Here is a 24,223-nt window from a genome sequence, read left to right as displayed (position 1 = left end):
CAGCAATTGCCCGATCTTCGCTGGTATTGCAAGCCGTCAGGGCAATGACGCAACGCGGTCAGTGAACAGGCTGACAACCCCTGCCCCATCCACATCCCGGCATACGCGCACTGTTGGTCTGTTGGCATCCGGTCGGGTTGCCCCGATTTGCGGACCATCTACCTCAACCTGAAGCCCGGTTTCGACTATCTCGAACATGGGTTCGTGGGTACAGGCAATCACAGCCGTCGAGTCGTGCAGGCCGCACCCTTCTAATCCGCCGATATCCTTGTAGAACTTCAGATAAAATTTCGAGATGTCGCGCAGGAAACTGCCCATGTCAGCGGAACGCGCCGCCAATGCATCAAAATCCGCAGTCTCGTACAGAGTTTTCAGCGTGACATCCAAGCCGACCAGAACAGTATCTGGCGGAGACGCGAACACTGCATCCGCGGCCTGTGCATCGTGATAGATGTTGGCCTCGGCATGCTCCGTGATGTTCCCGGGGCAAAACACGGCACCGCCCATGATCACCAGTCGCTTGATGTTGCCTGCAAACTCTGGGTCCAACCGCATTGCATCGGCGACATTGGTCAACGGACCAATGGCGCAGACGACCAGCTCACCTTTGTGTTCCCGCGCCTGCTCGACAAGGAATTCAGCCGCTGTCAGGGGGTGATTTTCCCCAATCTGCGGGATGTCAGTCAAATCACCGAATCCTTCGGGGCCGTGCACGTGCTCGGCCGGGTCGTATGTGGTCGCACCAACTGGGAGCGGCGCCCCCTCAGCCACTGGCGCGTCCAGTCCCAGTTTATGGAGCAAGAACCGCGCGTTGCGGCTGGATTGGTGCACATGCGTGTTGCCGAAAACCGTGGTCAGGCCGATCAGGTCTATTTCTGGTGCAGCGGCGGCATAGGCAATGGCCATCGCATCGTCGATGCCCGGATCTGTATCAATTATCAGTTTCATCCCCGCCCGATAGCGCAATCACAACCGGATGCAAAGCAGCCACATTCAAAATATTCCACGCTACATTGTGGTTTTCAGAGATTTGCATCTATCTCCATTCCCGCCATACCAGAGTTGAAAATGGGCGAGTCAATCCCCAAGTGTATACCATAGTACACAAAAATACAGAGGACAGATATGACCGAAGAACAGATCATTGGATTGCTAACATCGAACATCATTTACCTGCTTGCGGCAGTTCTGATTGTCGTCGTTATTTTCAAAGGCATCAAAATTGTGCCTCAGTCCGAAAAATACGTGGTTGAACGCTTTGGCCGCCTGCACTCGGTGCTTGGCCCCGGAATCAACTTTATCGTTCCTTTTCTTGATGTTGCGCGTCACAAGATATCCATTCTTGAACGCCAGCTACCGAATGCGACGCAGGACGCGATCACCAAGGACAACGTTCTGGTTCAGATCGATACCTCGGTGTTCTACCGCATTCTTGAACCGGAAAAGACCGTGTACCGTATCCGTGACGTCGACGGAGCGATTGCAACAACCGTTGCAGGTATCGTCCGTGCCGAAATCGGTAAAATGGATCTGGATGAGGTGCAGTCCAATCGCGCGCAACTGATTGAACGCATTCAGGAAAGCGTCGAAACTGCCGTTGACGACTGGGGGATCGAAGTCACCCGCGCCGAGATTCTGGACGTAAACCTGGATCAGGCCACACGCGATGCGATGTTGCAGCAGTTGAACGCCGAACGCGCCCGCCGCGCGCAGGTGACCGAGGCTGAAGGTCAGAAACGTTCGGTCGAATTGAATGCCGACGCGGAACTCTACGCGGCCGAGCAGACCGCAAAAGCCCGCCGCATCCAGGCCGAGGCCGAAGCTTATGCAACCGGCGTGGTCGCCAAGGCCATTCAGGACAATGGTATCGAGGCCGCCCAATATCAGGTCGCATTGAAGCAAGTCGAAGCCCTGAACGCGCTGGGTAACGGCACCGGGTCGCAGACCATCGTGGTTCCCGCCAATGCGCTGGAGGCGTTTGGCGATGCCTTCAAGATGTTGAAAGGAGGAAAGTAATGGCTGACCCCATCTGGCTGACATGGTGGCTCTGGCTGGCCGGAGCGTTGGCTCTGGGCATACTTGAGATCGTCTTGCCGGGGTTCATCTTTCTTGGCTTTGCGATTGGCGCGGCGGTCACAGGGCTTTTGCTTGTGATCCCCAGTTTTGCTCCAAGCCTGGCAGTTCTGTTGTTGATCTTTGCGGCCCTTTCGCTGGTGGCTTGGCTGATCCTGCGGCGCATGTTCGCCCTGCCCCATGGCCAGGTGAAAACCTTCCGCCACGATATCAACGATTGATCCAAATCGACGCAGCGTCCCGGGGGCCACACGGCACCACTGGACGCTGCCCCAGCCTTTCCCTATATAATTTCTCAGGTAACAGCCCCGAGGCACGAATGACCCATCCAAGTGAACAGTTCGAAGGTACGCCGCTGATCGCGCCTTCGACCATCGATCATCCACTCTACGATTCCGTGGTCGAGGCTTGCAGATCCGTCTTCGATCCCGAGATTCCGGTGAATATCTACGATCTGGGTCTGATCTATACGATCGATATTACCAAGGAAAACGCGGTGAAGGTCATCATGACACTGACCGCACCCGGATGCCCGGTCGCCGGTGAAATGCCGGGCTGGATTGTCGAGGCCATCGAACCGGTCGCTGGCGTCAAAGAAGTTGACGTCGAGCTGACATGGGAGCCCCCCTGGGGCATGGAGATGATGTCAGACGAAGCACGTCTTGAACTGGGATTCATGTAGAATTTCGCTTAGCTTTACCGAGTAAAGCATTGAAGGATAACAAAAAGGGCTGTCCATGAACCGGGGCAGCCCTTTTTGCATCAAAGGGCCCGAGCGGCCTATTCCACGCCGCAGGTCGATTTTATCTCGGCCGCGCGCTGATCCAGCTCTTTGACGTAATCGCCATTCAACATGCTGAGCCTTTTTTGCTCGGTTCCCGTGACCAGTCCCAGCAATGCACCGGCAGGAGTGATCGCAATGATACTTTCTGCCTGCTGGTCTTCTGCGTGCTTCTTTTCTGCGGCGATGGCCCGAAGATCCCCCTCAGCGGTTGCGCAATTCACCGGATGCCGCGCGCCATCCGTTGCTGCATGCCCCAAACCTGCGGTCAGAAAGACTGTGGCTACAACTTGCATCGTTATGATTTTTCTGCGGAAATGCCTGTTCACTACCATCTTTATTCGCCCTTCGCTCAAATATCTTGTTACAACCGTCAGGCTAAGGCGAAGACCGTGAGGGACGCAAGTTTGCTGTGGCAATTGGTCGTTTGGCAGCGTCACTGCCGGTAAAACTTAGGTCAGCAGGTCTGCTATGTCTTGAGCCTGACGCCTCTCGGCCCTAGATTGGGGATAACGTAGCGCAACGGAGACCACCATGTTTGGCATTCCCGGCAAACAAGCCGTGACAATGACGACCAAAGCGGCCGAGCAGATCGCACGCCTGATGGCGACCGGCGGTCACGCCGGTTTGCGCATTGGCGTCAAGAAAGGCGGCTGCGCTGGCATGGAATACACCATGGACTACGTGGATGAAGCCGATACCAACGACGAAGTGGTCGAACAGGACGGTGCCCGCATCATGATCGCACCAATGGCGCAGATGTTTCTGTTCGGAACTGAAATCGACTATGAGGTCTCGCTTCTGGAAGCCGGGTTCAAGTTCCGTAACCCGAATGTTGTGGACGCTTGCGGATGCGGCGAATCCATCAAATTTGACGAGACGCTTTCCACACAAAACTAAGTCGCCTGCAGGTGCAGATAGGTTTCGTTGTAGCGCCGTGTAAGATGGTCACCTGCGCTGATCGTTTTGCCTGAGCTTGGCGGAGCAACGTTGGTGTCGTAGGACGGGTTAAAGAACAGTGGGACCGAAATGCGTTCCTGCGTCCCGCCTATGACGCGGTGCTCGGTGGCTTTGACTTTTTCCGCGGTCCAAAATTCCAGCATCTCTCCAAAGTTGATGATGAATGTACCAGGCTCCGCAGAGACAGGTTGCCAGCTGTTATCCGGCATGCGGACCTCAAGCCCTGAGACCCCGTCTGTGGCCAGCAATGTCAGGCACCCATAGTCAGTATGCGCCCCGATGCCAAAATCCAGATCACCTGCCCACACCGGGCGTTCTGGATAGTAGTTCCCGCGCAATAGAGCCATTGGCGTGTCAAAGGCGCGATCAAAACTGAGTGTATCCCGGCCCAAAGCAACCGCAATGGCCCGAAGAACGCGCATCGCCACATTGCAGGCGTCACTGTAGTAAGCTCTGATTATACCTTGAAATTCTAAAGGATAATTCGGCCACAGGTTCGGAGCATACACACTGAGCCCTTTTCCAGCATAAGAATTTCCCGCAGGCAATTCGAAACCACAGTCGAACACTTCCTTGAAATCCGGATTGGCCTTGGGGTCGACCTGTTCTGATCGCGGCGCGCCCCACCCTCGGTTTGAACCCGTCATCGCCATATCAACGGTTTTTTTCTGGGCGAGCGGCAAATGGAAGAAGTCGCGATACACCTCGATCACGTTTCGGACTTGATCGGCGTTAAACCCAGTGTTCGACACCGTTAAAAACCCAACTTCACCGATGGCATGCAGCAGCTTTGCCATCTCTGAAGCCTCGCGTTCATCCAGTTTTCTCAGATCCAGATCGTCGATCATGCTGCCCTCCACAATAACGCGGAACCTGCCGTTGTGGTCGGACCTTTGCAACCGGAATTGTCAGGCTCGGCTGGTAGTGTTATCCGATGAGCAAACAACGACTTATTTGGGGGTACGCGTTATGCGGCGCAAGCTGGCAGCTGGAAACTGGAAAATGAACGGAACTGCGGCTGATTTGCCCGAGCTTCAGTCGCTGGCTACATCGTTTCCTGATGCATCGGTGGACGTCCTGATTTGCCCACCGGCAACCCTGCTGCATCGCGCGGCAGAGGCCGTGAAAGACACTGGAATTACCGTCGGCGGTCAGGATTGCCATGCAGCCGAATCCGGCGCACATACTGGCGATGTCAGCGCCCTGATGCTGATTGATGCAGGGGCAAGCGCCGCCATTCTTGGGCATTCAGAGCGGCGCGAAGATCACGGCGTGCAGAATGAGGATGTCCGCGCCAAAGCACGTACCGCGATGGACGCGGGCCTGAAAGCCATCATTTGCGTCGGCGAAAGCCTGGAGCAGCGTGAGGCCGCGAACACGCTGGACATAATCGGCGGACAGTTGTCCGGTTCGATCCCAGACCAGTCGACCGGTGAGAACCTGGTTGTTGCCTATGAACCGATCTGGGCCATTGGCACCGGCAAAGTCCCCACACTGGACGAGATCGGAGAAGTGCACGACTTCATCCGCGCTCGGCTTGAACGTCGATTTGGCGAAGGCGTCGGCCGCTCGGTCCGGTTGCTCTATGGCGGTTCGGTCAAACCGGGCAACGCAGCCGAAATCTTTGCAGTCTCCAACGTGGACGGGGCGCTGGTGGGCGGCGCAAGCCTGAAAGCCGAAGACTTTTCTGGCATTATCGACGCCCTGCAAAAGGCCTAAGCTCAAGCCAATTTCATCGTCACCAGCCCGGCCACAATCAGGGCCGCCGCGATCAGGCGGGGCGCGGTCAGCGCCTCACCCAGAAACATCACGCCAACCATGAAGGCACCAACGGCGCCGATGCCGGTCCAGATCGTATAGGCCGTGCCTAAGGGCAACTCCCGCATCGCAAGGGCAAGCAACCCGAACGACCCGATCATTGACGCACCCATCAAAGCCGTAGGCCATAGGCGCGTGAAACCGGCGGATTGCTTCATGGCGACGGCCCAGACAATTTCCAGAAGGCCAGCGAATAACAAAAACATCCAGGGCATAGAGACACCTCACATCTCTTCGGGTCGTCCCGAATGATCAGCCAACAAGGCGAGGTCGTCCTCTTTCCCGTACATAAATTCTCTTGCCCTGTATTCAAGAGGGCGCGGCGTGCAGATCAAAACCTCCAACGCGGCGCGACCCGAAAAACCCAGTATCTGTTGCGCCCATCGGTGATCCCTGCCCTCAGATGACGGCATCCGTTACTGGAGGACACGCCGTCACCTTGCCTATCGCGGGATCGCTCTGGGTGCGGAATACTCAAAAATGGCGGCATATAAAAAAGGCCGGGTCTGGCATAGACCCGGCTTTTCTTGTCGCAGGTATGCCCGCTATTTCGTCACGATTTCCGGACCCATAAAGGTATTGGGCAAGAAGGTCGAAATCCACGGTATGTACGTCACCATGATCAGGAAGACGAACAATACGGCCAGGAACGGCAGCGCCGCCTTCACAACGCTCATCATCGGCATACCAGCCACGCCCGAAGTCACGAAAAGGTTCAGTCCGACCGGAGGCGTAATCATCCCAATCTCCATGTTGACCACCATGATGATGCCCAGATGGATCGGGTCGATGCCCAACTCGATGGCGATCGGGAACACCAGAGGTGCCACGATGACCAACAGTCCCGAAGGTTCCATGAACTGACCACCGATCAGCAGGATCACGTTGACCACAATCAGGAAGGTGACTGGTCCCAAACCCGCCGACAGCATTGCACTAGCGATGTGCTGAGGCACCTGTTCATCGGTCAGCACGTGCTTGAGGATCAGCGCGTTAGCGATGACGAACAGCAACGTCACCGTCAACTTACCGGCCTCAAACAGCGTGTGCTTGGTGTCAGGGTGAAAGAACGCCGTGACCAAAGCATAGGGTTTTTTCAACAGCGGAATGTTCTGCCCATCCCCATTGGTGCTGAGAGGCCCCATGTCCTTGTAGACAAAGCTGGCGATAAAGAAGGCATAGACGGCAGCGACGGCAGCAGCCTCGGTCGGTGTGAAGATCCCGCCATAGATGCCACCCAGGATGATGACGATCAGGAACAGACCCCAACCGGCTTCGCGGGCCGAGGTAAAGATCTCGCCCCAACCTTTCCATTCACCCTTGGGCAGGTTCTTGACTTTGGCCATCACATAGATCGTAACCATCAGCATCAGACCCGCCATCAGGCCCGGAATAACGCCCGCAAGGAACATCCGCCCGACCGAGACCTCAACGGCGGCGGCATACACCACCATGACAATGGACGGCGGGATCAAAATGCCCAGCGTACCCGCGTTACAGATCACTCCCGCAGCGAATTCCTTAGAATAGCCAACCTGCCGCATACCGGCGATGACGATAGAACCGATGGCTACAACAGTCGCCGGAGACGACCCCGACAGCGCGGCAAACAGCATACAGGCAAAGACACCCGCAATCGCCAGACCGCCGGGCAAGTGCCCGACACAGGCGATGGAAAAACGGATGATCCGCCGCGCCACTCCGCCGGTCGTCATGAAGGACGACGCAAGAATGAAGAACGGGATCGCCAACAGAGTGAAGTGGCCTTCAAAGGCTTCGAACAGGGTTCCCGCGACCGAAGCCAACGAACTGTCGGAATAAATCAACAGGAACAGGGTCGAGCTGAGACCCAAGGCCACCGCAATCGGCACACCAATCAGCAGCAGGCCGATGACCATAGAGAAAAGAAGTACGACGTCCATCAGTCATGCTCTCCTTGCTGAGCGCGGACTTCTTCGATCTCGTCCTCGACTTCGTGGCTGGCAACAAGACGGTCAGTCTCACCACGCCAGATTTGTACTGCGACCTGCGCAAAGCGGATCACTAGAAGCAGCATCGACACCGGCAACACCAGATACGGCACCACCTTGGGCAATTTTTCATACCCCTCGCCGTAGTTGATCAGATCCTCGAGGAAGCGCAGTGGCGCGACCATCGGAATATCGTCAACCTCGTAAAAACTCTGGCTGCGCGCGTCGAAATTGAACCCGGTCGGGAACCAGCGGCCCGAGGTGGGCGGCAGGTCCGCAAACACGGCCCAGTAGTCATACGACCCTTTCAGCAGCAAAAGCGAGAACACCAGACAACACGCCACCGATATCAGCGCCAGAATGCGGCGCGGCACCGGGGCCAGCATGTTCAGGATTGCATCAACACCCAGATGCGCGTGTTTCTTGACCGCATAAGAGGCGCCCAGCAACACCAGCCAGCCAAAGGTGAAAACCGTTAGCTCAAGCGCCCATAAGATATTGGAGTTAAACACAAAACGCGCGATCACGTTGGCGAAGGTTACGACCGTCATCACGCCCAACAGAGCGGCAATCATGGTCTCTTCGATATGGTCGACCAGCCCGCCTTGGCCGGGTTTCGAACCAGACATTTTTCTGTCCCCACATTATTGGTGATGAGAGTTAGGTGTGGCGGGCCAAATTACAGCCCGCCCAGCCTGCGTGTCCGCCACTCCCGAGTCTTTGGACACGCGGCCTCAACCGGGATCAGAACCCGGCGTTGATGGCCTGAGCGGCGTCGATCTTATCCTGACCTACGTCGTCGGAAAACTGGTCCCAAACGGGCTTCATCGCATCGACCCAGGCCTGGCGCTGTTCGGGGTTCAGTTCGCGGATGATTCCGCCGGCATCAGTGATCGAGGCCTTGGCTGCTTCGTTCACCGAGAAGGCTTCCTTGTTCCGTGTCTCGGTCACTTCGCCCAGAATGGTCAGGAACTGATCGCGCACCTCGGGATCAAGGCTGTCCAACCAGTCAACCGATGTCACGACCAGATAGTCGATGATGCCATGGTTGGTCTCGGTGATACCGTCCTGCACTTCGAAGAACTTTTTGCCATAGATGTTCGACCAGGTGTTTTCTTGGCCATCCACAACGCCCTGTTGCAGCGCGCCGTAAACTTCCGAGAACGCCATCTTCTGCGGGCTGCCGCCAATGGCTTCCATTTGGGCAACCAGAACGTCTGAGGATTGAACACGGAATTTCAGGCCTTCGGCATCCGACGGAGCCTCAAGCGGTTTATTTGCCGACATCTGTTTCATACCATTGTGCCAGAACGCCAGCCCTTGCAGGCCGCGGCGCTGCATGCTGTCTTTCATCGCCTGACCATCCGCCGAGGCCTGGAACGCATCCACGGCGTCAATGTTCTTGAACATGAACGGCAGGTCGAACAGACGGAACTGTTTGGTAAACTTCTCGAACTTCGACAACGACGGCGCGGCCAGCTGCACGTCGCCTTGAAGCATTGCTTCAAGCACCTTGTCGTCATTATAGAGCGTTGAGTTCGGATAGACCTCAACGCACATCACGCCATTCATCTCATCATTGACGCGCTGCTCCAACAGCGATGCCGCGATGCCCTTGGGGTGTTTGTCCGTGTTCGTCACATGCGCGAACTTGACGACAATCTCGCCGTCATCACACGCGGCCATACCGGCGGTTGCTGTAACACTCAACGCCAGCGCGGTCGCGGCAGTTGTCAGGAATTTCATCTGTCTTTTCCTCCCAGACTTCCATGAAACCTTCAGTCAACGCCAGATCGGCGTCTCATGTGGCGCAGTGAAGCGAATCAAGGGGCACCGCTCAACTTTTTGTTCGAAATTCGGAAAGTTCAAATATTTTTATTTTACTTCATAGTTTTAGAAGGCACTTCCCCGCCATCAAAAGGCAGTGACACTACCCGTTGTGCGAAAATCCGCACATTTATTTCCCCGGCTGTGCGGATTTCCGCACGCACTTCGAATCAGATCGAACGACTCACCCCCTGATTCTCTGGTGACCACCCGCAGCCTGCGAATGCAGGCTGCCCGGCCCAACGCCTTTAAATGCATGATAATGCAGTCAAAGGCGGCGGGTGCCCCCGTTAGCGCCGATAGTCTTCTGGGCGAATCTGATAGCGCGCCAGTTTGTCGTAAAAAGTCTTGCGCGGTAGTTTCAACGCACTTGCCGCATCCGAGGCTTTGCCATTGTGCCGACCCAGCGCCGCAATCAACAACGACCGCTCTACGCGCGCCATTTGCTCGTTCAGCCCCAGATCAGCGGCACGTGCCACCTCTTCCGGCATCCCCAACACGAACCGCATCGCCGCCGACATCAGCGATCTGGCATTGCCCGGCCAATCGCTGGCCATCAACGACGCAAGTTGCTCCGAGGTAATCTCGGGTTCGGCAATGCCCGCCTGTTCCGCCGCTTGCGCGACATAATGGCGAAAGATCACTGGAATATCTTCGGGTCGTTCCGCCAGCGACGGGATCCGCACACGCATGACATCCAGGCGATAAAACAGGTCCGCATTGAATTGGCCCTGTTCTGACAGCACCGCCAGATCTGCGGTTGTTCCCGCGACAATCCGTGAACCGGTGCCCTGCTCTATCATTTCAAGCGCGGCGTATTGCGTGGCGTCTGGCATGGCCGAAACCTCATCCAAGAACAACGACCCACCGGCCGCATCTTCGCACACGCGTACCAACCCCTCGGGCGTCAGCCCTGAGGCCGGGCGCTTGACGAACGGCCCCTGCCCGACCGGCGACATCAGATGAACGACTTCGGCCACTTTCGATATCCCGCTGCCCGGTGGCCCGGTTACCAGAACTTCTGCCCCGGTGGGGGCGACGGATCGGACCCGTTCACGCAGGGCCTCGGCCTGTGCGGACAGGCCGAACAAAAGCCGCGCTGCCGGATCGCCGCGCTCAAGCTCTGATTTGAGGGCACGCTGTTCGATCACCTGCGCGCGCGCGTCAAAGGCACGTTCCAACACGGGCAGTAGGTCCGCCGCCGCACATGGCTTTTCCAGAAAATCAAAAGCTCCCTGTCCCATGGCCTGCACCGCCATCGGGATGTCGCCCTCACCGGTCAACAGAACAACTGGCAAATCTGGATCTACCTCACGCGCGTAGTTCAGCAGATGAAAACCATCCCGGCCCGGCATACGGATGTCCGAAACGATCACACCCAGAAAGTCGGAGCGAATATGGTCTTTTGCTGCCACAAAGGATCCCGCAGTAACCGGATCATAATCTGCCAACTCAAGCGTTTGCGCCAATGCTTCGCGGACGGCAGCGTCATCATCAACCAGTAGAATTTTCCGCGTCATGCGACCTCGTGCTCCGTGAAAGGTTCAAGCTCGACGGTAAACAGCGCCCCGGTGTCCAGATTTGCACCCCGGATGTTACCCCCAAAGCTTTGCACCAGACCATACGAGATCGAAAGCCCAAGCCCCATCCCCTCAGAGGTTCCGACAGCCTTGGTCGTATAGAACGGTTCGAACAGTTTTTCCGAGTTTTCGATGCCCGGGCCGATATCGCGGACAGTCACGGCCAGCTTGTCGCCGCGGTCGATCGCAATGCGGATGAGGCGGTCGTCTTGCCCACTCATCGCGTCGGCGGCATTGTTAATCAAGTTGACGAACACCTGAACCAACCGCACCTCGCCGCCCCATGCGTAAACCGGGTTATTGGGCGGGGCCCAATCCATACGGACATCCTCGGTCCGCAACCGCGCCTCGGTCAACTCGACCGCCGTGTCGATCACCTGAACCAGATTAACCTTGCCCATCGGTTCGCTTTCATTGCGCGAAAAGGCACGCAGGTTCTTGATGATACGCGCCATGCGCGCCGCCATAGCAGAGATACGCGTCAGGTTCTCCGAGGCTTTCTCATCCCGGCCGCGGGAAAGAAAAGCCGCGCCATTATCTGCGAATTGCTGGATCGCCATCAGCGGTTGGTTCAGTTCGTGGCTGATACCCGCCGACATTTGGCCCAACGCGCTGAGTTTGCCCGCTTGGATCAGCTCTTCCTGAGCGTGTTTCAGCGCGGTTTCTGCGTCCTCGCGTTCACGCACCTCGCGGCGCAAAGCGGTGTTCGCAGCCGTCAAAGCATGTGTCCGTTGCGCGACCCGGCTTTCTAATACAGCGTTGGCCTCGGCCAATGTGCGCCTGCGTTCGGTCGCCAGATACAACAGCGCGCCGAAGGCCAGACAGATTGCAGCAACGGTTGCCGCCTGCAACCTCGCCAAACGCTGCGCAGGGGCCACATCGACTAGAACCTCAGCCGTCATGTCGATCACCGGCAAGTCCAGCATCAGGTGTAAAGCGCGGCTAGGCAGATACCGCCCCCAATTCAGTTCCCAGACCTCGTGCGGACCGACCAGAACCGAGGCAAAATCGACCACCCCGCCGTCTGGCGGTGTCAGGCCCAATTGACCCTCATCCCGGTGCCAAAACAACAAATCCGATCGGTTTGAGATAAACACGACGCCGTCCCCGTCGGTGAAGAACACCGCCTCGGTACTGCCGCGCCAGGTCTGTTCCACATCCTGCACATCGGCCACAACGATTAATACACCCTCGACCTGACCAGCATCGCCAAAGGCCGGGGCGGCGTAGGAATAGGTGCGATCTCCGCTGCTTTCCACAACCCCATGCGCGCTGCCCATTGCGCCCTGCAATGCGCGCCGAAACGCGGGGTGGTCCGCCATGTTTGGCCACTCAACCGGCTGCGCCGAGGCCAGAACCTGCCCGCTCTGATCAAGATACATCATGTTGACGGCCGACGTTTTGTCGGCGACGTCCAGCAATATCGCGCGCGCTGCCTGTTGTTGCACCGGTGTCTCTAGGGCGCGCAGGACCGGATGCGTGGCCATCAGCACGGCCAGTTCCTGATAGACCTGCATCTGAGTGCTGAGCCGGTCGGCAGCCAGTTCAAGGTCAGCCTCGGCCTTTTCGCTGAGCTGCGACAGCGCTTGACGGTAGCCATAGGACCAGACCCCTGCGGTCAACAGGCCGACAGCAAACAAAAATCCCAGAATGACCCAAACGCGTTGCATGATATAGGGTCTTGCATTCGGCGCGCCGCATGGCAAGTCTGCGCCGCATGAAGACGGTATTTCAATCTCCGGTCGATCCGGAATTCGTGCAGAACCCCTACCCGTTCTATGATCAGGCCCGCGCGTGCGGTGATCTGGTCTATTGGGAAGACTATGGGAAAATTGCGGCTGTATCACACCGGGCGGTCTCGGCGCTTTTGAAAGACCGCCGCTTTGGTCGGGAAGTACCCGAAGAAATGCGAACCCCAGGTCCGGCGCATCTTGCCCCTTGGCTGGCGGTCGAGGCGCATTCGTTGCTGGAAGCCGAACCGCCAAGACACACACGTTTGCGCGCATTGGTGATGCGGGCATTCACGTCGCGTGCCATATCGGCGCTGGAACCTTCGATTCACGACCTAACCCATTCTTTGATTGACGCATTTCCCGACCAACCGTTCGATTTGCTCTCTACCTTTTGCACCCAAGTTCCGGTCATCACGATCTGCCGCCTTCTGGGCGTGCCCGAGGATATGTCACCCAGTCTACTCCGCTGGTCACATGATATGGTGGCGATGTATCAAGCCAGCCGTACGCCCGAGACTGAGACCACTGCCGCAGCCTCATCCCAAGCATTCACCGACTTTCTGATCGACTACATCGAGCAGCGCCGCAGCGATCCGCAGGACGATCTGATCACACGGTTGATCGTGGCCGAAGAAGATGGCGAAAAGCTCTCACGCGAAGAGCTGGTCGCCACCTGCATCCTGCTTTTGAATGCCGGGCACGAAGCGACCGTGCATTCACTTGGAAACGGCGTGAAGACCGTTTTGCAAAATGGCATCGGACCGCAATACTTTGCGCCGGGCACCATCGACCGCACGGTAGAAGAGGTTTTACGCTATGACCCGCCGCTGCACATGTTCACCCGCTATGCTTATGAAGACATCGACGCATTTGGGCACAGTTTCAAACGTGGCGATGAGGTCGCGTTACTATTGGGCGCTGCGAACCGGGATCCTGCCGTCTGGAGCGACCCGGACAGGTTTGATCTCACCCGCGCCATCGTCACGAACACCAGTTTCGGTGGCGGCCTGCACTTTTGCGTTGGCGCCCCTCTGGCACGGATGGAAATGCGCATCGCACTGTCCACGCTGTTCGACAGTTATCCGAACCTGCGCCTAAGCGCCGAGCCCGAGTTTTCGAACACGTACCATTTCCACGGGCTGACCAAACTGATGGTGCAGACCTAGCTTTCGATCAGCGCTTTCAGAGGCAACATGGTGGTGGACTTGATCTCTTCCATGGACAGCAAGGCGGTCACGTTGTGCACGCGCACTTCTGAAATCAGCGCCTGATAGAATTCGTCATAGGCACGCGCGTTCTTAACCCGCACCTTCAGGATATAGTCGATGTCCCCGGCCAGCCGATGCGCCTCTTGCACTTCGGGCCTGTCCCGGAGGGCTTTCAGGAACTTATGCTGCCAGTCAGCCTCATGTTCCGACGTTCGGATCAGAACAAAAAACGTGGCTTCGAATCCCAGCGCTTCGGCGTCCAGCAAAACGGTCTGTTGACCGATCACTCCGGCCCCTTTCAGCTTGCGTATCCGATTCCAGACCGGGGTCTTGGAACTGCCGACACGAGCGGCTATTTCGTCCAGCGATTGACTGGCGTCCCGCTGCAGCTCGACCAAAATTTTCCGATCCGTATCGTCAATCCGCACCGACATTCCAAATTTCCCTTCGTTTCGAAACCAATGTCCCGTTTTGCCGCTGGCGTGGAACATTTGTCCTTATTTGATCGCCTATATGGCGTATTGGCGGGAATATTTCCTATATTGCAACACAAGTCAAACCACACTCGGGACACGAAATGCAGCTTACGCAATCATATGATGGCACAGGACATGTCGACTTTGTCGGCGCGGGTCCGGGCGATCCGGAATTGCTGACGCTCAAGGCACTGAACGCCTTCGAGCGCGCGGACGTTGTTCTGCATGACCGTCTGATCAGTGATGAGGTCCTGGCCTTGGCCGGAAAGACCGCTGTTCTGGTCGATGTCGGCAAGGCTGGTTTCGGCCCGTCTTGGAAACAAGAAGACATTGACGCCCTGCTAGTTGAACACGCCCTGAAAGGTCAGCGCGTCGTGCGCCTGAAGTCCGGCGACCCGACCGTGTTTGGACGCCTAGATGAAGAGATCGAAGCGGTTGAGGCTGCTGGCATATCGTGGCGGATCGTTCCGGGCATCACGGCTGCGTCGGCAGCGGTTGCCGGAATCGGTCAAAGCCTGACACGGCGTGGCCGCAATTCTTCGGTTCATTTTTTGACCGGCCATGACATGAAAGGGTTTGCGGATCACGACTGGACCGCGTTAGCGCGCACGGGTTCGGTTGCAGCGATTTACATGGGTAAAAAGTCCGCCCGCTTTATTCAAGGCCGCCTGATCATGCACGGCGCAGATCGCCAGACACCGGTGACATTGGTCGAAAACGCTACGCGCCCCGACCAGCGCATTCTGGAAACAACGCTGGACCAGTTGCCCACCGATTTGAACGCCGCCGAAATGGACGGCCCTACCCTGACATTTTATGGCCTCGCCCCGCGCCAGGCGGCCGTGGCCCTGACCGAATTCAAGAAGGAGCACGCCTGATGGCCCGCGCTTTTACCCCCAAAGTGGTGACCGCCAACGACTTGTTGGAAGGTGACGTTATCTATTTGACCGAAGACGATCGCTGGTCACGCGAATTGTCCGAGGCCGAGCTGATCACCGACGAAGCCCACGCGCAGGTCCGCCTGCTGGATGCAACACGTCAGGCCAGCAAGATCGTTGGTGCTTATCTTGCCGATGCCGTCGCCGGCGACAACGGCCCCGAGCCCACCCATTTCCGGGAAGACTTCCGCCGCACTGGTCCGTCCAACTATGCCCACGGCAAACAGGAAACTTCCCCGCAGCCCCGGGCCTAACCTCTGGCCCGTCTCTCTCCCCTACTCAAGGCCCCAAGGTTCGGGGCTGCAACTAAGGACAGCTAATCATGTATCGCTACTCCGAGTTCGACACAGCATTTTTGGCAGAACGTAACGCGCAGTTCCGCGCGCAGGTCGAGCGCCGCATTGACGGCTCGCTCACCGAGGATGAATTCAAACCCCTGCGCCTGATGAACGGCCTGTACCTGCAATTGCATGCCTATATGCTGCGGGTTGCCATTCCATACGGCACGCTCTCCAGCGCGCAGATGCGTCAACTGGCCCTGCTGGCCGAGAAGTGGGACAAGGGCTACGGCCATTTCACCACCCGTCAGAACATTCAGTATAACTGGCCGAAACTGAACGACGTGCCAGACATGCTGGACGCGCTGGCTGAGGTTGGCATGCACGCTATTCAGACCTCGGGCAATACAATCCGCAACGTGACCGCCGACCATTTCGCCGGTGCCGCCGCGGATGAGGTCGCCGACCCGCGCCCTTATGCGGAACTGCTGCGACAGTGGTCGACCGACCACCCGGAATTCCAGTTCATGCCGCGTAAGTTTAAGATCGCCATCACCGGCTCGGAAAACGACCGTGCCGTGATTAAGGCGCATGACATCGGCCTGCAACTGGTCGAGCGTGACGGCGTTCTGGGTGCCCGCGTTATCGTGGGTGGTGGCCTGGGCCGTACGCCGATGATCGGTAAAGAACTGTCCGAATTCGTCGCCTTTGACGACCTGCTGGCTTATCTGGAAGCCACTGTTTCCGTGTGGAATCAGATCGGTCGCCGCGACAACAAGTACAAAGCCCGCATCAAGATCACTGTGCATGAGCATGGCATCGACGCGATCCGCGCCAAGGTTAACGAACGCTTCCTGAAAGTTCGCCCGCAGTTCAAGGGCGCAGACATGAACCTGCTGGAAGAGATCAAGGGCCACTTTGCCCCGCCGACCTTCCGTGAAGCCTCGGTTGCGTCGTTTGAAAGCGCCTACACCAATGATCCTGTCTTCCGGTCGTGGGTCGACACCAACATCGCACCGCACAAGAACGCGGACCACGCGATCGTCACGATCTCGGTCAAGAAGCACGGTCAGACACCGGGTGACGCGACCGCCGAGCAGATGCGCGTGATGGCCGATCTGGCCGAAGAGTTCGCCTATGACGAACTGCGTATCAGCCACGAGCAGAACGTGATCCTGCCGCATGTCCACAAGTCGGACCTGCCTGCGATCCACGCTCGTCTGAAAGAGCATGAGCTGGCAACCGCCAATATCGGCCTGATCAGCGACATCATCGCCTGCCCCGGCATGGATTACTGCGCGCTGGCAACGGCCCGTTCAATCCCGGTTGCACAGGAAATCGCGACCCGTTTCGATGATCTGAAGCTTGAGCATGATATCGGTCACCTGAAGATCAAGATCTCGGGCTGCATCAACGCATGTGGTCACCACCACGTGGGGCACATCGGTATCCTGGGTCTGGATCGCGCAGGCGTCGAGAACTACCAGATCACTCTGGGTGGTGACGCGACCGAAACTGCAGCCGTTGGCGACCGCACCGGCCCGGGCTTTGCCTATGATGAGATCGTGCCTGCCGTCGAACGCATCGTCGAAACCTATCTGGAACAGCGTGACAGCGCCGAAGAGACATTCCTTGAAACCTATCGCCGCGTAGGCATGGCGCCGTTCAAGGCAGCCCTCTACCCCGAGGCGCGAGCGAATGCCGCTTGACCTGATCCAGACGGAACTGGGGGCTGACCGCTCAGAGCTGACCGAAAAGGTCGAAGCGCTGAACACCCAGTTCCGCCACCACAGTGCCCATGACGTCATGCATGGCGCGTTGGAGGCAATCGAAGAGCTTGCTTTGGTCTCCAGCTTCGGGGCGGAATCGGTGGTATTGTTGCACATGGCAGCCGTGGTCGACAAAGCCACGCCGGTCCTGTTCGTGGACACGCAGATGCTGTTCACCGAAACGCTGGAATACCAGCAGGACGTATCAGATCGGCTTGGCCTGAAGAACGTCCACATCATCCGCCCAGATGATGAGGATGTTCAGCGCGAAGACCCATACGGCGCCTTGCGCCTGAGCGACACAGATGCCTGCTGCAACCTGCGCAAAACTTTCCCGCTGCAACGTGCTTTGGCGGGCTATGACGGCTGGATCTCGGGTCGGAAGCGGTTCCAGTCTGGCACACGCGCCGCGCTTGACTTCTTTGAGGTCGAAGACGGCACCGGTCGGATCAAGGTAAACCCGCTGGCCCATTGGGCGCCCGAAGACGTGCGCGCCTATATGGATGAAAACAACCTGCCCCGGCATCCGCTGGTGGCCAAAGGTTACCCCTCGATCGGTTGTGCGCCCTGCACCTCGCCGGTCAAAGAAGGCGAAGACCCCCGCGCCGGACGCTGGCGCGATCAGAACAAAGAAGAATGCGGCATCCATTTTGTCGACGGCAAGATGGTGCGCGCTGGAGAGAAAACATGAACGTAATCGTAACGGATGAGGGGTTCGCCCCTGACGACTGGACAGATGGCTTTGTCACGCTGGAAGACGCGGCCAATGATGTCGTTGCGCTGGACGTGGCCTCGGACGCTGATCCTGATGAACTGGTTGACCGCCTGGGCAGCGCCCGCATGGTCCGCGTGGACTTCCCCTCTTCGGCGGATGGCCGCGGCTTTACCATCGCGCGCGTGCTGCGCCTGAAGGGTTTCACAGGTCGCCTGCGGGCCAGGGGCCACGTTCTGGCCGACCAATACGCCATGGCGCGCCGCAGCGGGTTCGATGAGGTCGAAATCGACGACGCACTGGCCAATCGCCAGCCCGAAGATCAATGGCTAGCCCGCGCCAATTGGAAAGATCATAGCTATCAGGCCCGCCTGCGCGGCTAACCCCGCCAATCGCCAGCTTGTGACTTCAAAGGGGCATTTAGCCCCTTTTCCTGACTTGAATCAAAGATTAAACGGAGATGTCGGTTTACCCAGCCGATAGTGAAACGATGACAGAGATGAAACCCGTGACCGAAGCAACCGCCGTCAAGGCACCCGTCCTTCCGGACGCCCAGACCGTAACAGATGTCAAACATTGGACCGACAGCCTGTTTTCTTTCAAGGTCTCGCGTCCCGCCTCGCTGCGCTTCCGCTCGGGCGAGTTCGTGATGATCGGCCTGCTGGGCGACAACGGCAAGCCTTTGCTGCGCGCGTATTCCATCGCCTCGCCTTCGTGGGATGAAGAGCTGGAGTTCTACTCGATCAAGGTGCAGGACGGTCCGCTGACATCGAAACTGCAGCACATCAAACCGGGTGATCAGATCATCCTGCGGCCCAAGCCCGTTGGCACGCTGGTCCACGACGCCCTGCTGCCTGGAAAACGCCTGTGGTTCTTTGCCACCGGAACAGGTTTTGCGCCCTTCGCCTCGTTGCTGCGCGAGCCGCAGACCTATGAGGATTACGACGAAGTCATCATCACCCATACCTGCCGCGAAGTGGGTGAATTGGAATATGGCCGTCAGTTGATCGAAAGCATTCGTCAGGACGAAACGCTGGCCGAGCTGATGGGCGAAGGCTTTGCCGACAAAATCCGCTATTATCCAACCACCACACGGGAAGAGAGCCCCAAGATGGGCCGCATCACCGAATTGCTGAAAGACGGCACGGTTTTTGCTGATCTGGGCATCGAAGGCGGTATCAAACCGGAAACCGACCGTGCGATGGTCTGCGGGTCTTTGGCCTTCAACCTGGACATCAAAAAGATTCTGGAAGAGTTCGACCTGCGCGAAGGTGCCAATTCCGAACCCAAAGAATTTGTCATCGAAAAAGCCTTTGTTGGTTAACCCGATGCACCGGATCCGGGGCATTTGGCCCCGGACTGGCGAAAAACCTCTGACAAACCCCGATTTTTCGGGCTGGCCTGTACTTATGCCGCTTGAATCGGCGTGCAGGCCAGTCTAAATTCCGGCCTTGAATTTCTGCAATCATCAAAGGAATGAACCCATAGCCCGCAGACCTCACAACGCGCCGCCGCAAAGAGACACCGGCCCCCGCGTCAATGATAAGATCCGTGCCCCCGAAATCCGTCTGATTGGCGCTGAAGGTGAAAATGTCGGGGTGGTTCATCCCGCCAAAGCCATGCAGATGGCAGTTGATGCCGGTCTTGATCTGGTCGAAATTTCGCCCAACGCAAACCCGCCGGTCTGCAAGATCATGGACTTCGGAAAGTTCAAATACGAGACGCAGAAACGCGAAGCCGAAGCCCGCAAAAAACAGAAGATCATTGAGATCAAAGAGGTCAAATTCCGACCGAACACTGACACTCATGACTACGACGTGAAAATGCGGAACGTGTTCAAGTTTCTTGAAAACGGGGACAAGGTCAAAGTGACCCTGCGTTTCCGCGGCCGTGAAATGGCTCACCAAAATCTGGGCCGTGAGCTTTTGGAACGTGTTGCGGCCGACACCAAAGACATCGGCAAGGTTGAAAACATGCCGAAGATGGAAGGCCGTCAGATGATCATGCTGATCGGTCCGCTGCCACAGAAATAAGCCCCTGTGCATATCAAATTCGAAACCCTGTCAGATCCGCTCTGACAGGGTTTTTTTGTTGGTTCTATGGTACAGGCCAAGCGGCGCTTCAGCCGGGGATCGAGGTCGAGATCGCCCGACTAAGTTTGCCCACAAGCTCGTCTATCTGCGCGTCTTCTATGATGAACGGCGGAGCCAGCAGGACGTGATCCCCAACCCGCCCGTCCCGTGTACCGGCCATGGGGTAGCAGATCAGCCCCCCGGCCAAGGCGGCTTTCTTGATTTTGCCCGCAACGCCGTGAGCCGGATCAAACGGCGTTTTTGTTTCGCGATCAGCCACCAGCTCCAGCCCTCGAAACAGCCCCCTGCCGCGGATATCGCCGACATTTGGATGCTGTCCGAATTCGGCCTGCAACGCCGCTTGTAGCTTTTCGCCCATGACACCGGCGCGCGCGGGCAGCGCGCGCGTGGTAAGTTCGGTGACTACAGCCAGGGCCGCTGCCGTCGCAACCGGATGACCGATATAGGTGTGACCATGTTGAAAGAACCCGGACCCGTCGCGGATTGCATCATAGATTTTCCCGGTGCACATCATCGCGCCAATCGGTTGGTAACCAGCGCCCAACCCTTTGGCGATGCACAGAATGTCCGGCGCAATCCCATCATGATCGCAGGCAAACAAATGTCCGGTCCGCCCCATGCCACACATGACTTCATCAAGAATCAATAGAACGCCATATTGGTCACAGATCTGGCGAATACGCTGGAAATACCCCTCAACAGCAGGAACCGCGCCCAGCGTTGCGCCCACAACGGGTTCCGCCATGAAAGCCATAACCGATTCAGGACCCAAGCGCAGGATCTCGGCCTCCAACTCATTCGCGACGCGCTGGCCGTAGTCAAAAATGCTCTCAGTATCCGGCTTTTCAGCGTATTCGAAACAGGGCGCGATATGCGTCATCTCAATCAGCATCGGAGCAAACTGCGCCCGCCGCCATTCATTGCCCCCGGCCGACAACGCACCCAGCGTGTTGCCGTGATAGCTCTGCCGCCGTGCGATCACCCGGCGACGCTCGGGCTGGCCTATTTCAAGAAAATATTGCCGAGCAAGCTTCATAGCCGCTTCTGTCGCCTCGGACCCCCCCGAGACAAAATAAACACGATCCAGGTCGCCCGGCGCATGTTCCACCAACAGATCGGCCAGCGCCTCGGCAGGTTCGGATGTCATGAAACCGGTATGTGCAAAAGCGATCTGTTCGACCTGCCGCTGCACGGCATCGATAACCGCCGGGTTCGAATGCCCGAGGCATGACACCGCAGCGTCACCACAATCCAGATAACGTTGCCCCTGATCGTCGATTAGGTAACACCCGTCGCCACCAACGGCGACTGGCAAGTTCGATTTGGTATGACGAGGAAAAACGTGGCTCATTGCTGAGGTCCTTTCAAAACCGCGACCAGCGCCGAAACCGACGCTGCGTTGTTCGCCCAGGCACTTCCGTCCTGGTCGGTCAAACTGTTTTCAAATCCAACCCGCACATCCCCGCCACGGTCCGCAGCCGTTTTTAGGCAAGCATGTTCCTGCTTTCCGAATGCACAGACCATCCAACTGGAGTGGGTTTGCCGAAAGTGATCAAGGTCTTCCGGTGCAGATTCCTGCCCCGAGGTGTAACGCCCCAGAACCAACAGCCGATCAGTTTGCCCGTCGCGGACGATCCCGCGGGCCTGCCAGTCTGCCAGAAACGCAGCATCTGCATCGTCATAGAGAATATGCTGAACGCGCGTTCCCTGCTCGGCACACAGACCGTAAACATTATCCGCGAGGTCTGGCGCGCGCGCGATTTCCCGGACCGAGATCGAAGCCCATTTTGGCTTTGCGTGCTGCAAACAGTGCAATTGGGCCGGGACATCAAAGATACCCGCCGCCTCGGTAGTAATCTGAATGTCCATTTCAGGCACGGCACGACGCAACTCGGACATCGTCTCAAGATAACGCCCGGCATCCAGAGAATGCTGCCCCTGTTCATCGCGCACATGCAGGTGAATCCCATCTGCACCGGCCCGAAAACAGCTTTGTGCAGTCGATACGATCTCCTGCACCGACACCGGAAGCTGAACGTGATCCGCATGCCGCCTGCGGGCACCGTTCGGCGCCACCAGAACATAGGGCGTATGCGATTGCGGCAGTGTTTTGGACATAAGAGTACCCTTTTAGACTTTTAACCCAGTTAAGGACCTTAGGCGCGTTTTCAATTTACATCTTTCATAACATTTGTTTTCTTTCACGGATGACCAAGTCTTTGAGCCAGCTTACCGAAGCTCTGCGACAGCAGATTGACCAGTTGCCTCCCGGATTGCAGATGGCGGCAAAATACATCCTCGACCATCCCGGAGATTTCGGGCTGGACTCAATTCGGGAAACCGCAGCAAAGATCGGCGTCAGCTCGAACGTTCTGGTCCGACTGGCGGACCGGATGGGATATGACCGCTTCGACAGCCTGCGCGCTCCGTTCCGCGATGCGTTGGTCACAGATGGTGAGGATCATCTGAGTCAAAGTTGGCTTGCCGACATGCAAGACGGTGATTCATTCAGCGCTGCCCAGGCAAAATTCGCCCAGAATGCACAGAACGTCGTTATGCGATCCCTGAGGTTAATGAACCCTGAACGCGTCAAGCGCGCCGTTGAAATTATGACGTCTGCTGACAGGTGCTTTGTCACCGCCACCCGGGCCAGCTACGCCTTGTCTTACTATTTTTCATATGCGGGACGCATGGCACACCCCGGTCTGCAACTTATTCCGCGCCACATGGGGTCCGCGGCAGATGATCTGTTGGACGCAAGCCCCAACGATTGCCTGATTGCAATCACCGTTCACCCTTATTCCGCCGACACCATCCAATCAATGCGATTGGCGCGACGCATGAATGTGCCGCTCATCCTGATTGCCGACAGCGAAGTGATCGCACCCGGGATCGAGCCGGACGTGGTTTTCCCCGTCAGCACGCGATCTCTGCACCACTTCTCGAACTATGCTGGGGCCATGGCGGTTCTGGAATGCCTACTGGGTCACCTATTTCAAGCAGGCGGAGACGTCGCGCGCAATCGCGTGGACAATTACCAAAAGTCCCGAGAAGACACAGGCGCATACTGGCAACCATCCCAGCCGCCCAGAATAAGACGGAAATAAAAAAAGCCCCGGCCATAAGGTCCGGGGCTTTTTTGACAGTTTTGAGCTTACATGCAGGCTTCAATGGCCCTCTTGGTCATCACGCTGACCAGATGCGCGCGATACGCCTTACTGCCGTGCAAATCGGCAATCATATTCGCGGGATTGATGCTCAGCCCGGTCAAGGCATCCTGCCGAAACTCCTTGTTCAGTGCTTCCTCGGCCTCGGACCAGCGGAACACACCATCCTCACTGGCACCTGTTACCGCAACGCGAACACCGTCCGCGAAACGCGCCAGATACACTCCGACTAGTGCAAATCGCGATGCGGGTTGCAGGAATTTCTGGTAGCTGGCCGCTTGTGGCACCGGAAAATTGACCGTGGTGATGATCTCACCTTCCTCCAGGGCTGTACTGAACATGCCCTCGAAGAAATCATCCGCCGCGATTTGGCGCGTATTGGTGATGATCGTCGCACCTGATCCTAAAGCGCCCGCCGGATAGCAAGCGGCCGGATCATTGTTGGCCAGCGAGCCACCGATTGTACCTCGATTACGCACCGCTGGATCGCCGATCTGTCCAGCCAGCGCGGCCAGTGCCGGATAGCTGCCGGCGGCCTCTGACGCCACCGTTGCGTGGGTTGTTGCGCCACCAATGGCCACAGACCCGTCATCCTCGATGCAAACGCCCTGTATGTCGGGTATCCCACCCAGCGACACCAGTGTAGACGGTGCTGCCAATCGTTGTTTCAGCGTTGGGATCAACGTTTGGCCACCCCCCAACGCCTGTGCATCCTCGCCTCCCAATGCCGAAACAGCATCCGCAATTGTCGAGGGCTTTTCAAACTCGAAATTGTACATTTCGCTTTCCTTTCCGAAAGGCGCGGATCCGCCCTTCATCTGGCTATAAATATTCCGGGGG

General features: G+C 57.4%; 27 protein-coding genes. 14 read left to right on the top strand and 13 right to left on the bottom strand.

The genetic code is table 11. The annotated features are described in order from the left end of the window. Positions 1 to 36: 36 nt before the first annotated feature. Positions 37 to 948 carry a nucleoside hydrolase gene (locus AC2FJC_RS13535; protein WP_496739899.1) on the bottom strand — a complete coding sequence of 304 codons (912 nt, stop codon included), beginning with the start codon at positions 946 to 948 and terminating at the stop codon, positions 37 to 39. Between the two features lie 177 nt (positions 949 to 1,125). Here AC2FJC_RS13535 and AC2FJC_RS13530 point away from each other — a divergent pair, with 177 nt between their 5' ends. From AC2FJC_RS13530 to AC2FJC_RS13520, 3 genes are all read left to right on the top strand, one after another. Next, positions 1,126 to 2,016 (top strand): SPFH domain-containing protein, encoded by an 891-nt coding sequence (locus AC2FJC_RS13530; RefSeq protein WP_282151106.1) that lies wholly within the window; start codon positions 1,126 to 1,128, stop codon positions 2,014 to 2,016. Next, on the top strand, positions 2,016 to 2,294 hold the full coding sequence (locus AC2FJC_RS13525; protein ID WP_113788870.1) for an NfeD family protein: 279 nt from the start codon (positions 2,016 to 2,018) through the stop codon (positions 2,292 to 2,294). Before AC2FJC_RS13530 ends, AC2FJC_RS13525 begins: the two co-directional genes overlap by 1 nt. A gap of 98 nt (positions 2,295 to 2,392) precedes the next feature. After that, complete coding sequence (locus AC2FJC_RS13520) at positions 2,393 to 2,755, top strand: SUF system Fe-S cluster assembly protein (protein ID WP_058271500.1); 363 nt, start codon at positions 2,393 to 2,395, stop codon at positions 2,753 to 2,755. Positions 2,756 to 2,853: 98 nt separating this feature from the next. Here AC2FJC_RS13520 and AC2FJC_RS13515 read toward each other — a convergent pair whose 3' ends face one another. Then, the gene (locus AC2FJC_RS13515; protein WP_496739898.1) at positions 2,854 to 3,150 is read right to left on the bottom strand and encodes a hypothetical protein; all 297 of its coding nucleotides are present in this window, start codon (positions 3,148 to 3,150) and stop codon (positions 2,854 to 2,856) included. 238 nt (positions 3,151 to 3,388) lie between these two features. Between AC2FJC_RS13515 and AC2FJC_RS13510 the strand changes: the two genes are divergently transcribed. Continuing rightward, a complete protein-coding gene (locus AC2FJC_RS13510) occupies positions 3,389 to 3,754 on the top strand; it encodes a HesB/IscA family protein (RefSeq protein ID WP_058271498.1) in 366 nt (121 codons plus the stop codon). Here AC2FJC_RS13510 and AC2FJC_RS13505 read toward each other — a convergent pair. Then, positions 3,751 to 4,662 (bottom strand): isopenicillin N synthase family dioxygenase, encoded by a 912-nt coding sequence (locus AC2FJC_RS13505; protein WP_496739896.1) that lies wholly within the window; start codon positions 4,660 to 4,662, stop codon positions 3,751 to 3,753. The two genes, AC2FJC_RS13510 and AC2FJC_RS13505, sit on opposite strands and share 4 nt — an antisense overlap. 121 nt (positions 4,663 to 4,783) lie before the next feature. Between AC2FJC_RS13505 and tpiA the strand changes: the two genes are divergently transcribed. Further along, complete coding sequence (gene tpiA, locus AC2FJC_RS13500; protein ID WP_496739895.1) at positions 4,784 to 5,533, top strand: triose-phosphate isomerase; 750 nt, start codon at positions 4,784 to 4,786, stop codon at positions 5,531 to 5,533. A 2-nt stretch (positions 5,534 to 5,535) separates the two neighbouring features. On the opposite strand, the gene AC2FJC_RS13495 is transcribed toward tpiA, so the two are convergent. From AC2FJC_RS13495 to AC2FJC_RS13470, 6 genes are all read right to left on the bottom strand, one after another. Beyond that, a complete protein-coding gene (locus AC2FJC_RS13495) occupies positions 5,536 to 5,847 on the bottom strand; it encodes a DMT family transporter (RefSeq protein ID WP_496739894.1) in 312 nt (103 codons plus the stop codon). Positions 5,848 to 6,177: 330 nt separating this feature from the next. Next, positions 6,178 to 7,554, bottom strand: coding sequence for a TRAP transporter large permease (locus tag AC2FJC_RS13490; RefSeq protein ID WP_496739892.1), 1,377 nt, complete (start codon positions 7,552 to 7,554; stop codon positions 6,178 to 6,180). Further along, positions 7,554 to 8,231: a TRAP transporter small permease gene (locus AC2FJC_RS13485; RefSeq protein ID WP_496739891.1), complete on the bottom strand. Its 678-nt coding sequence runs from the start codon at positions 8,229 to 8,231 to the stop codon at positions 7,554 to 7,556. The genes AC2FJC_RS13490 and AC2FJC_RS13485 overlap by 1 nt, the downstream gene beginning before the upstream one ends. A 115-nt stretch (positions 8,232 to 8,346) precedes the next feature. Then, positions 8,347 to 9,348 carry a DctP family TRAP transporter solute-binding subunit gene (locus AC2FJC_RS13480; protein ID WP_109311602.1) on the bottom strand — a complete coding sequence of 334 codons (1,002 nt, stop codon included), beginning with the start codon at positions 9,346 to 9,348 and terminating at the stop codon, positions 8,347 to 8,349. Between the two features lie 371 nt (positions 9,349 to 9,719). Further along, the gene (locus AC2FJC_RS13475; protein WP_496739890.1) at positions 9,720 to 10,949 is read right to left on the bottom strand and encodes a sigma-54-dependent transcriptional regulator; all 1,230 of its coding nucleotides are present in this window, start codon (positions 10,947 to 10,949) and stop codon (positions 9,720 to 9,722) included. Then, complete coding sequence (locus AC2FJC_RS13470; protein ID WP_496739889.1) at positions 10,946 to 12,679, bottom strand: sensor histidine kinase; 1,734 nt, start codon at positions 12,677 to 12,679, stop codon at positions 10,946 to 10,948. The genes AC2FJC_RS13475 and AC2FJC_RS13470 overlap by 4 nt, the downstream gene beginning before the upstream one ends. A 47-nt stretch (positions 12,680 to 12,726) precedes the next feature. Between AC2FJC_RS13470 and AC2FJC_RS13465 the strand changes: the two genes are divergently transcribed. Beyond that, positions 12,727 to 13,908: a cytochrome P450 gene (locus AC2FJC_RS13465; protein ID WP_496740003.1), complete on the top strand. Its 1,182-nt coding sequence runs from the start codon at positions 12,727 to 12,729 to the stop codon at positions 13,906 to 13,908. Here the strand turns inward: AC2FJC_RS13465 and AC2FJC_RS13460 are convergent. Further along, positions 13,905 to 14,384, bottom strand: a complete 480-nt coding sequence (locus tag AC2FJC_RS13460) for an Lrp/AsnC family transcriptional regulator (protein WP_058271489.1) — start codon at positions 14,382 to 14,384, stop codon at positions 13,905 to 13,907. The genes AC2FJC_RS13465 and AC2FJC_RS13460 overlap by 4 nt on opposite strands. Positions 14,385 to 14,527: 143 nt before the next feature. Between AC2FJC_RS13460 and cobA the strand changes: the two genes are divergently transcribed. From cobA to infC, 7 genes are all read left to right on the top strand, one after another. Further along, entirely contained in the window at positions 14,528 to 15,304 is a 777-nt protein-coding gene (gene cobA / locus AC2FJC_RS13455; protein WP_496739888.1) for a uroporphyrinogen-III C-methyltransferase, read from the top strand. After that, the gene (locus tag AC2FJC_RS13450; RefSeq protein WP_170557547.1) at positions 15,304 to 15,618 is read left to right on the top strand and encodes a DUF2849 domain-containing protein; all 315 of its coding nucleotides are present in this window, start codon (positions 15,304 to 15,306) and stop codon (positions 15,616 to 15,618) included. Before cobA ends, AC2FJC_RS13450 begins: the two co-directional genes overlap by 1 nt. A gap of 68 nt (positions 15,619 to 15,686) precedes the next feature. Continuing rightward, positions 15,687 to 17,351, top strand: a complete 1,665-nt coding sequence (locus AC2FJC_RS13445; protein ID WP_496739887.1) for a nitrite/sulfite reductase — start codon at positions 15,687 to 15,689, stop codon at positions 17,349 to 17,351. Next, positions 17,341 to 18,102: a phosphoadenylyl-sulfate reductase gene (locus tag AC2FJC_RS13440; RefSeq protein WP_496739886.1), complete on the top strand. Its 762-nt coding sequence runs from the start codon at positions 17,341 to 17,343 to the stop codon at positions 18,100 to 18,102. The genes AC2FJC_RS13445 and AC2FJC_RS13440 overlap by 11 nt, the downstream gene beginning before the upstream one ends. Beyond that, positions 18,099 to 18,506, top strand: a complete 408-nt coding sequence (locus AC2FJC_RS13435; RefSeq protein ID WP_496739885.1) for a DUF934 domain-containing protein — start codon at positions 18,099 to 18,101, stop codon at positions 18,504 to 18,506. Before AC2FJC_RS13440 ends, AC2FJC_RS13435 begins: the two co-directional genes overlap by 4 nt. A 107-nt stretch (positions 18,507 to 18,613) precedes the next feature. Continuing rightward, positions 18,614 to 19,447, top strand: a complete 834-nt coding sequence (locus AC2FJC_RS13430; protein ID WP_496740002.1) for a ferredoxin--NADP reductase — start codon at positions 18,614 to 18,616, stop codon at positions 19,445 to 19,447. A gap of 127 nt (positions 19,448 to 19,574) precedes the next feature. Beyond that, complete coding sequence (infC, locus tag AC2FJC_RS13425; RefSeq protein ID WP_496722603.1) at positions 19,575 to 20,156, top strand: translation initiation factor IF-3; 582 nt, start codon at positions 19,575 to 19,577, stop codon at positions 20,154 to 20,156. Between the two features lie 88 nt (positions 20,157 to 20,244). Here the strand turns inward: infC and AC2FJC_RS13420 are convergent, their stop codons facing one another. After that, positions 20,245 to 21,567, bottom strand: a complete 1,323-nt coding sequence (locus AC2FJC_RS13420) for an aspartate aminotransferase family protein (RefSeq protein ID WP_496739884.1) — start codon at positions 21,565 to 21,567, stop codon at positions 20,245 to 20,247. Beyond that, entirely contained in the window at positions 21,564 to 22,334 is a 771-nt protein-coding gene (locus AC2FJC_RS13415) for a beta-keto acid cleavage family enzyme (protein WP_496739883.1), read from the bottom strand. The genes AC2FJC_RS13420 and AC2FJC_RS13415 overlap by 4 nt, the downstream gene beginning before the upstream one ends. A 101-nt stretch (positions 22,335 to 22,435) precedes the next feature. On the opposite strand from AC2FJC_RS13415, the gene AC2FJC_RS13410 reads away from it, so the two are divergent. Beyond that, positions 22,436 to 23,323 carry a MurR/RpiR family transcriptional regulator gene (locus tag AC2FJC_RS13410; protein ID WP_496739882.1) on the top strand — a complete coding sequence of 296 codons (888 nt, stop codon included), beginning with the start codon at positions 22,436 to 22,438 and terminating at the stop codon, positions 23,321 to 23,323. A gap of 47 nt (positions 23,324 to 23,370) precedes the next feature. On the opposite strand, the gene AC2FJC_RS13405 is transcribed toward AC2FJC_RS13410, so the two are convergent. After that, positions 23,371 to 24,162, bottom strand: a complete 792-nt coding sequence (locus AC2FJC_RS13405) for an FAD binding domain-containing protein (RefSeq protein WP_496740001.1) — start codon at positions 24,160 to 24,162, stop codon at positions 23,371 to 23,373. Between the last annotated feature and the right edge of the window lie 61 nt (positions 24,163 to 24,223).

The sequence above is a fragment of the Ruegeria sp. CDSB117 genome, assembly GCF_059611005.1.
The sequence above is the reverse complement of the archived record's forward strand: the minus strand, read 5'-3'. Positions and strand labels throughout refer to the sequence as shown.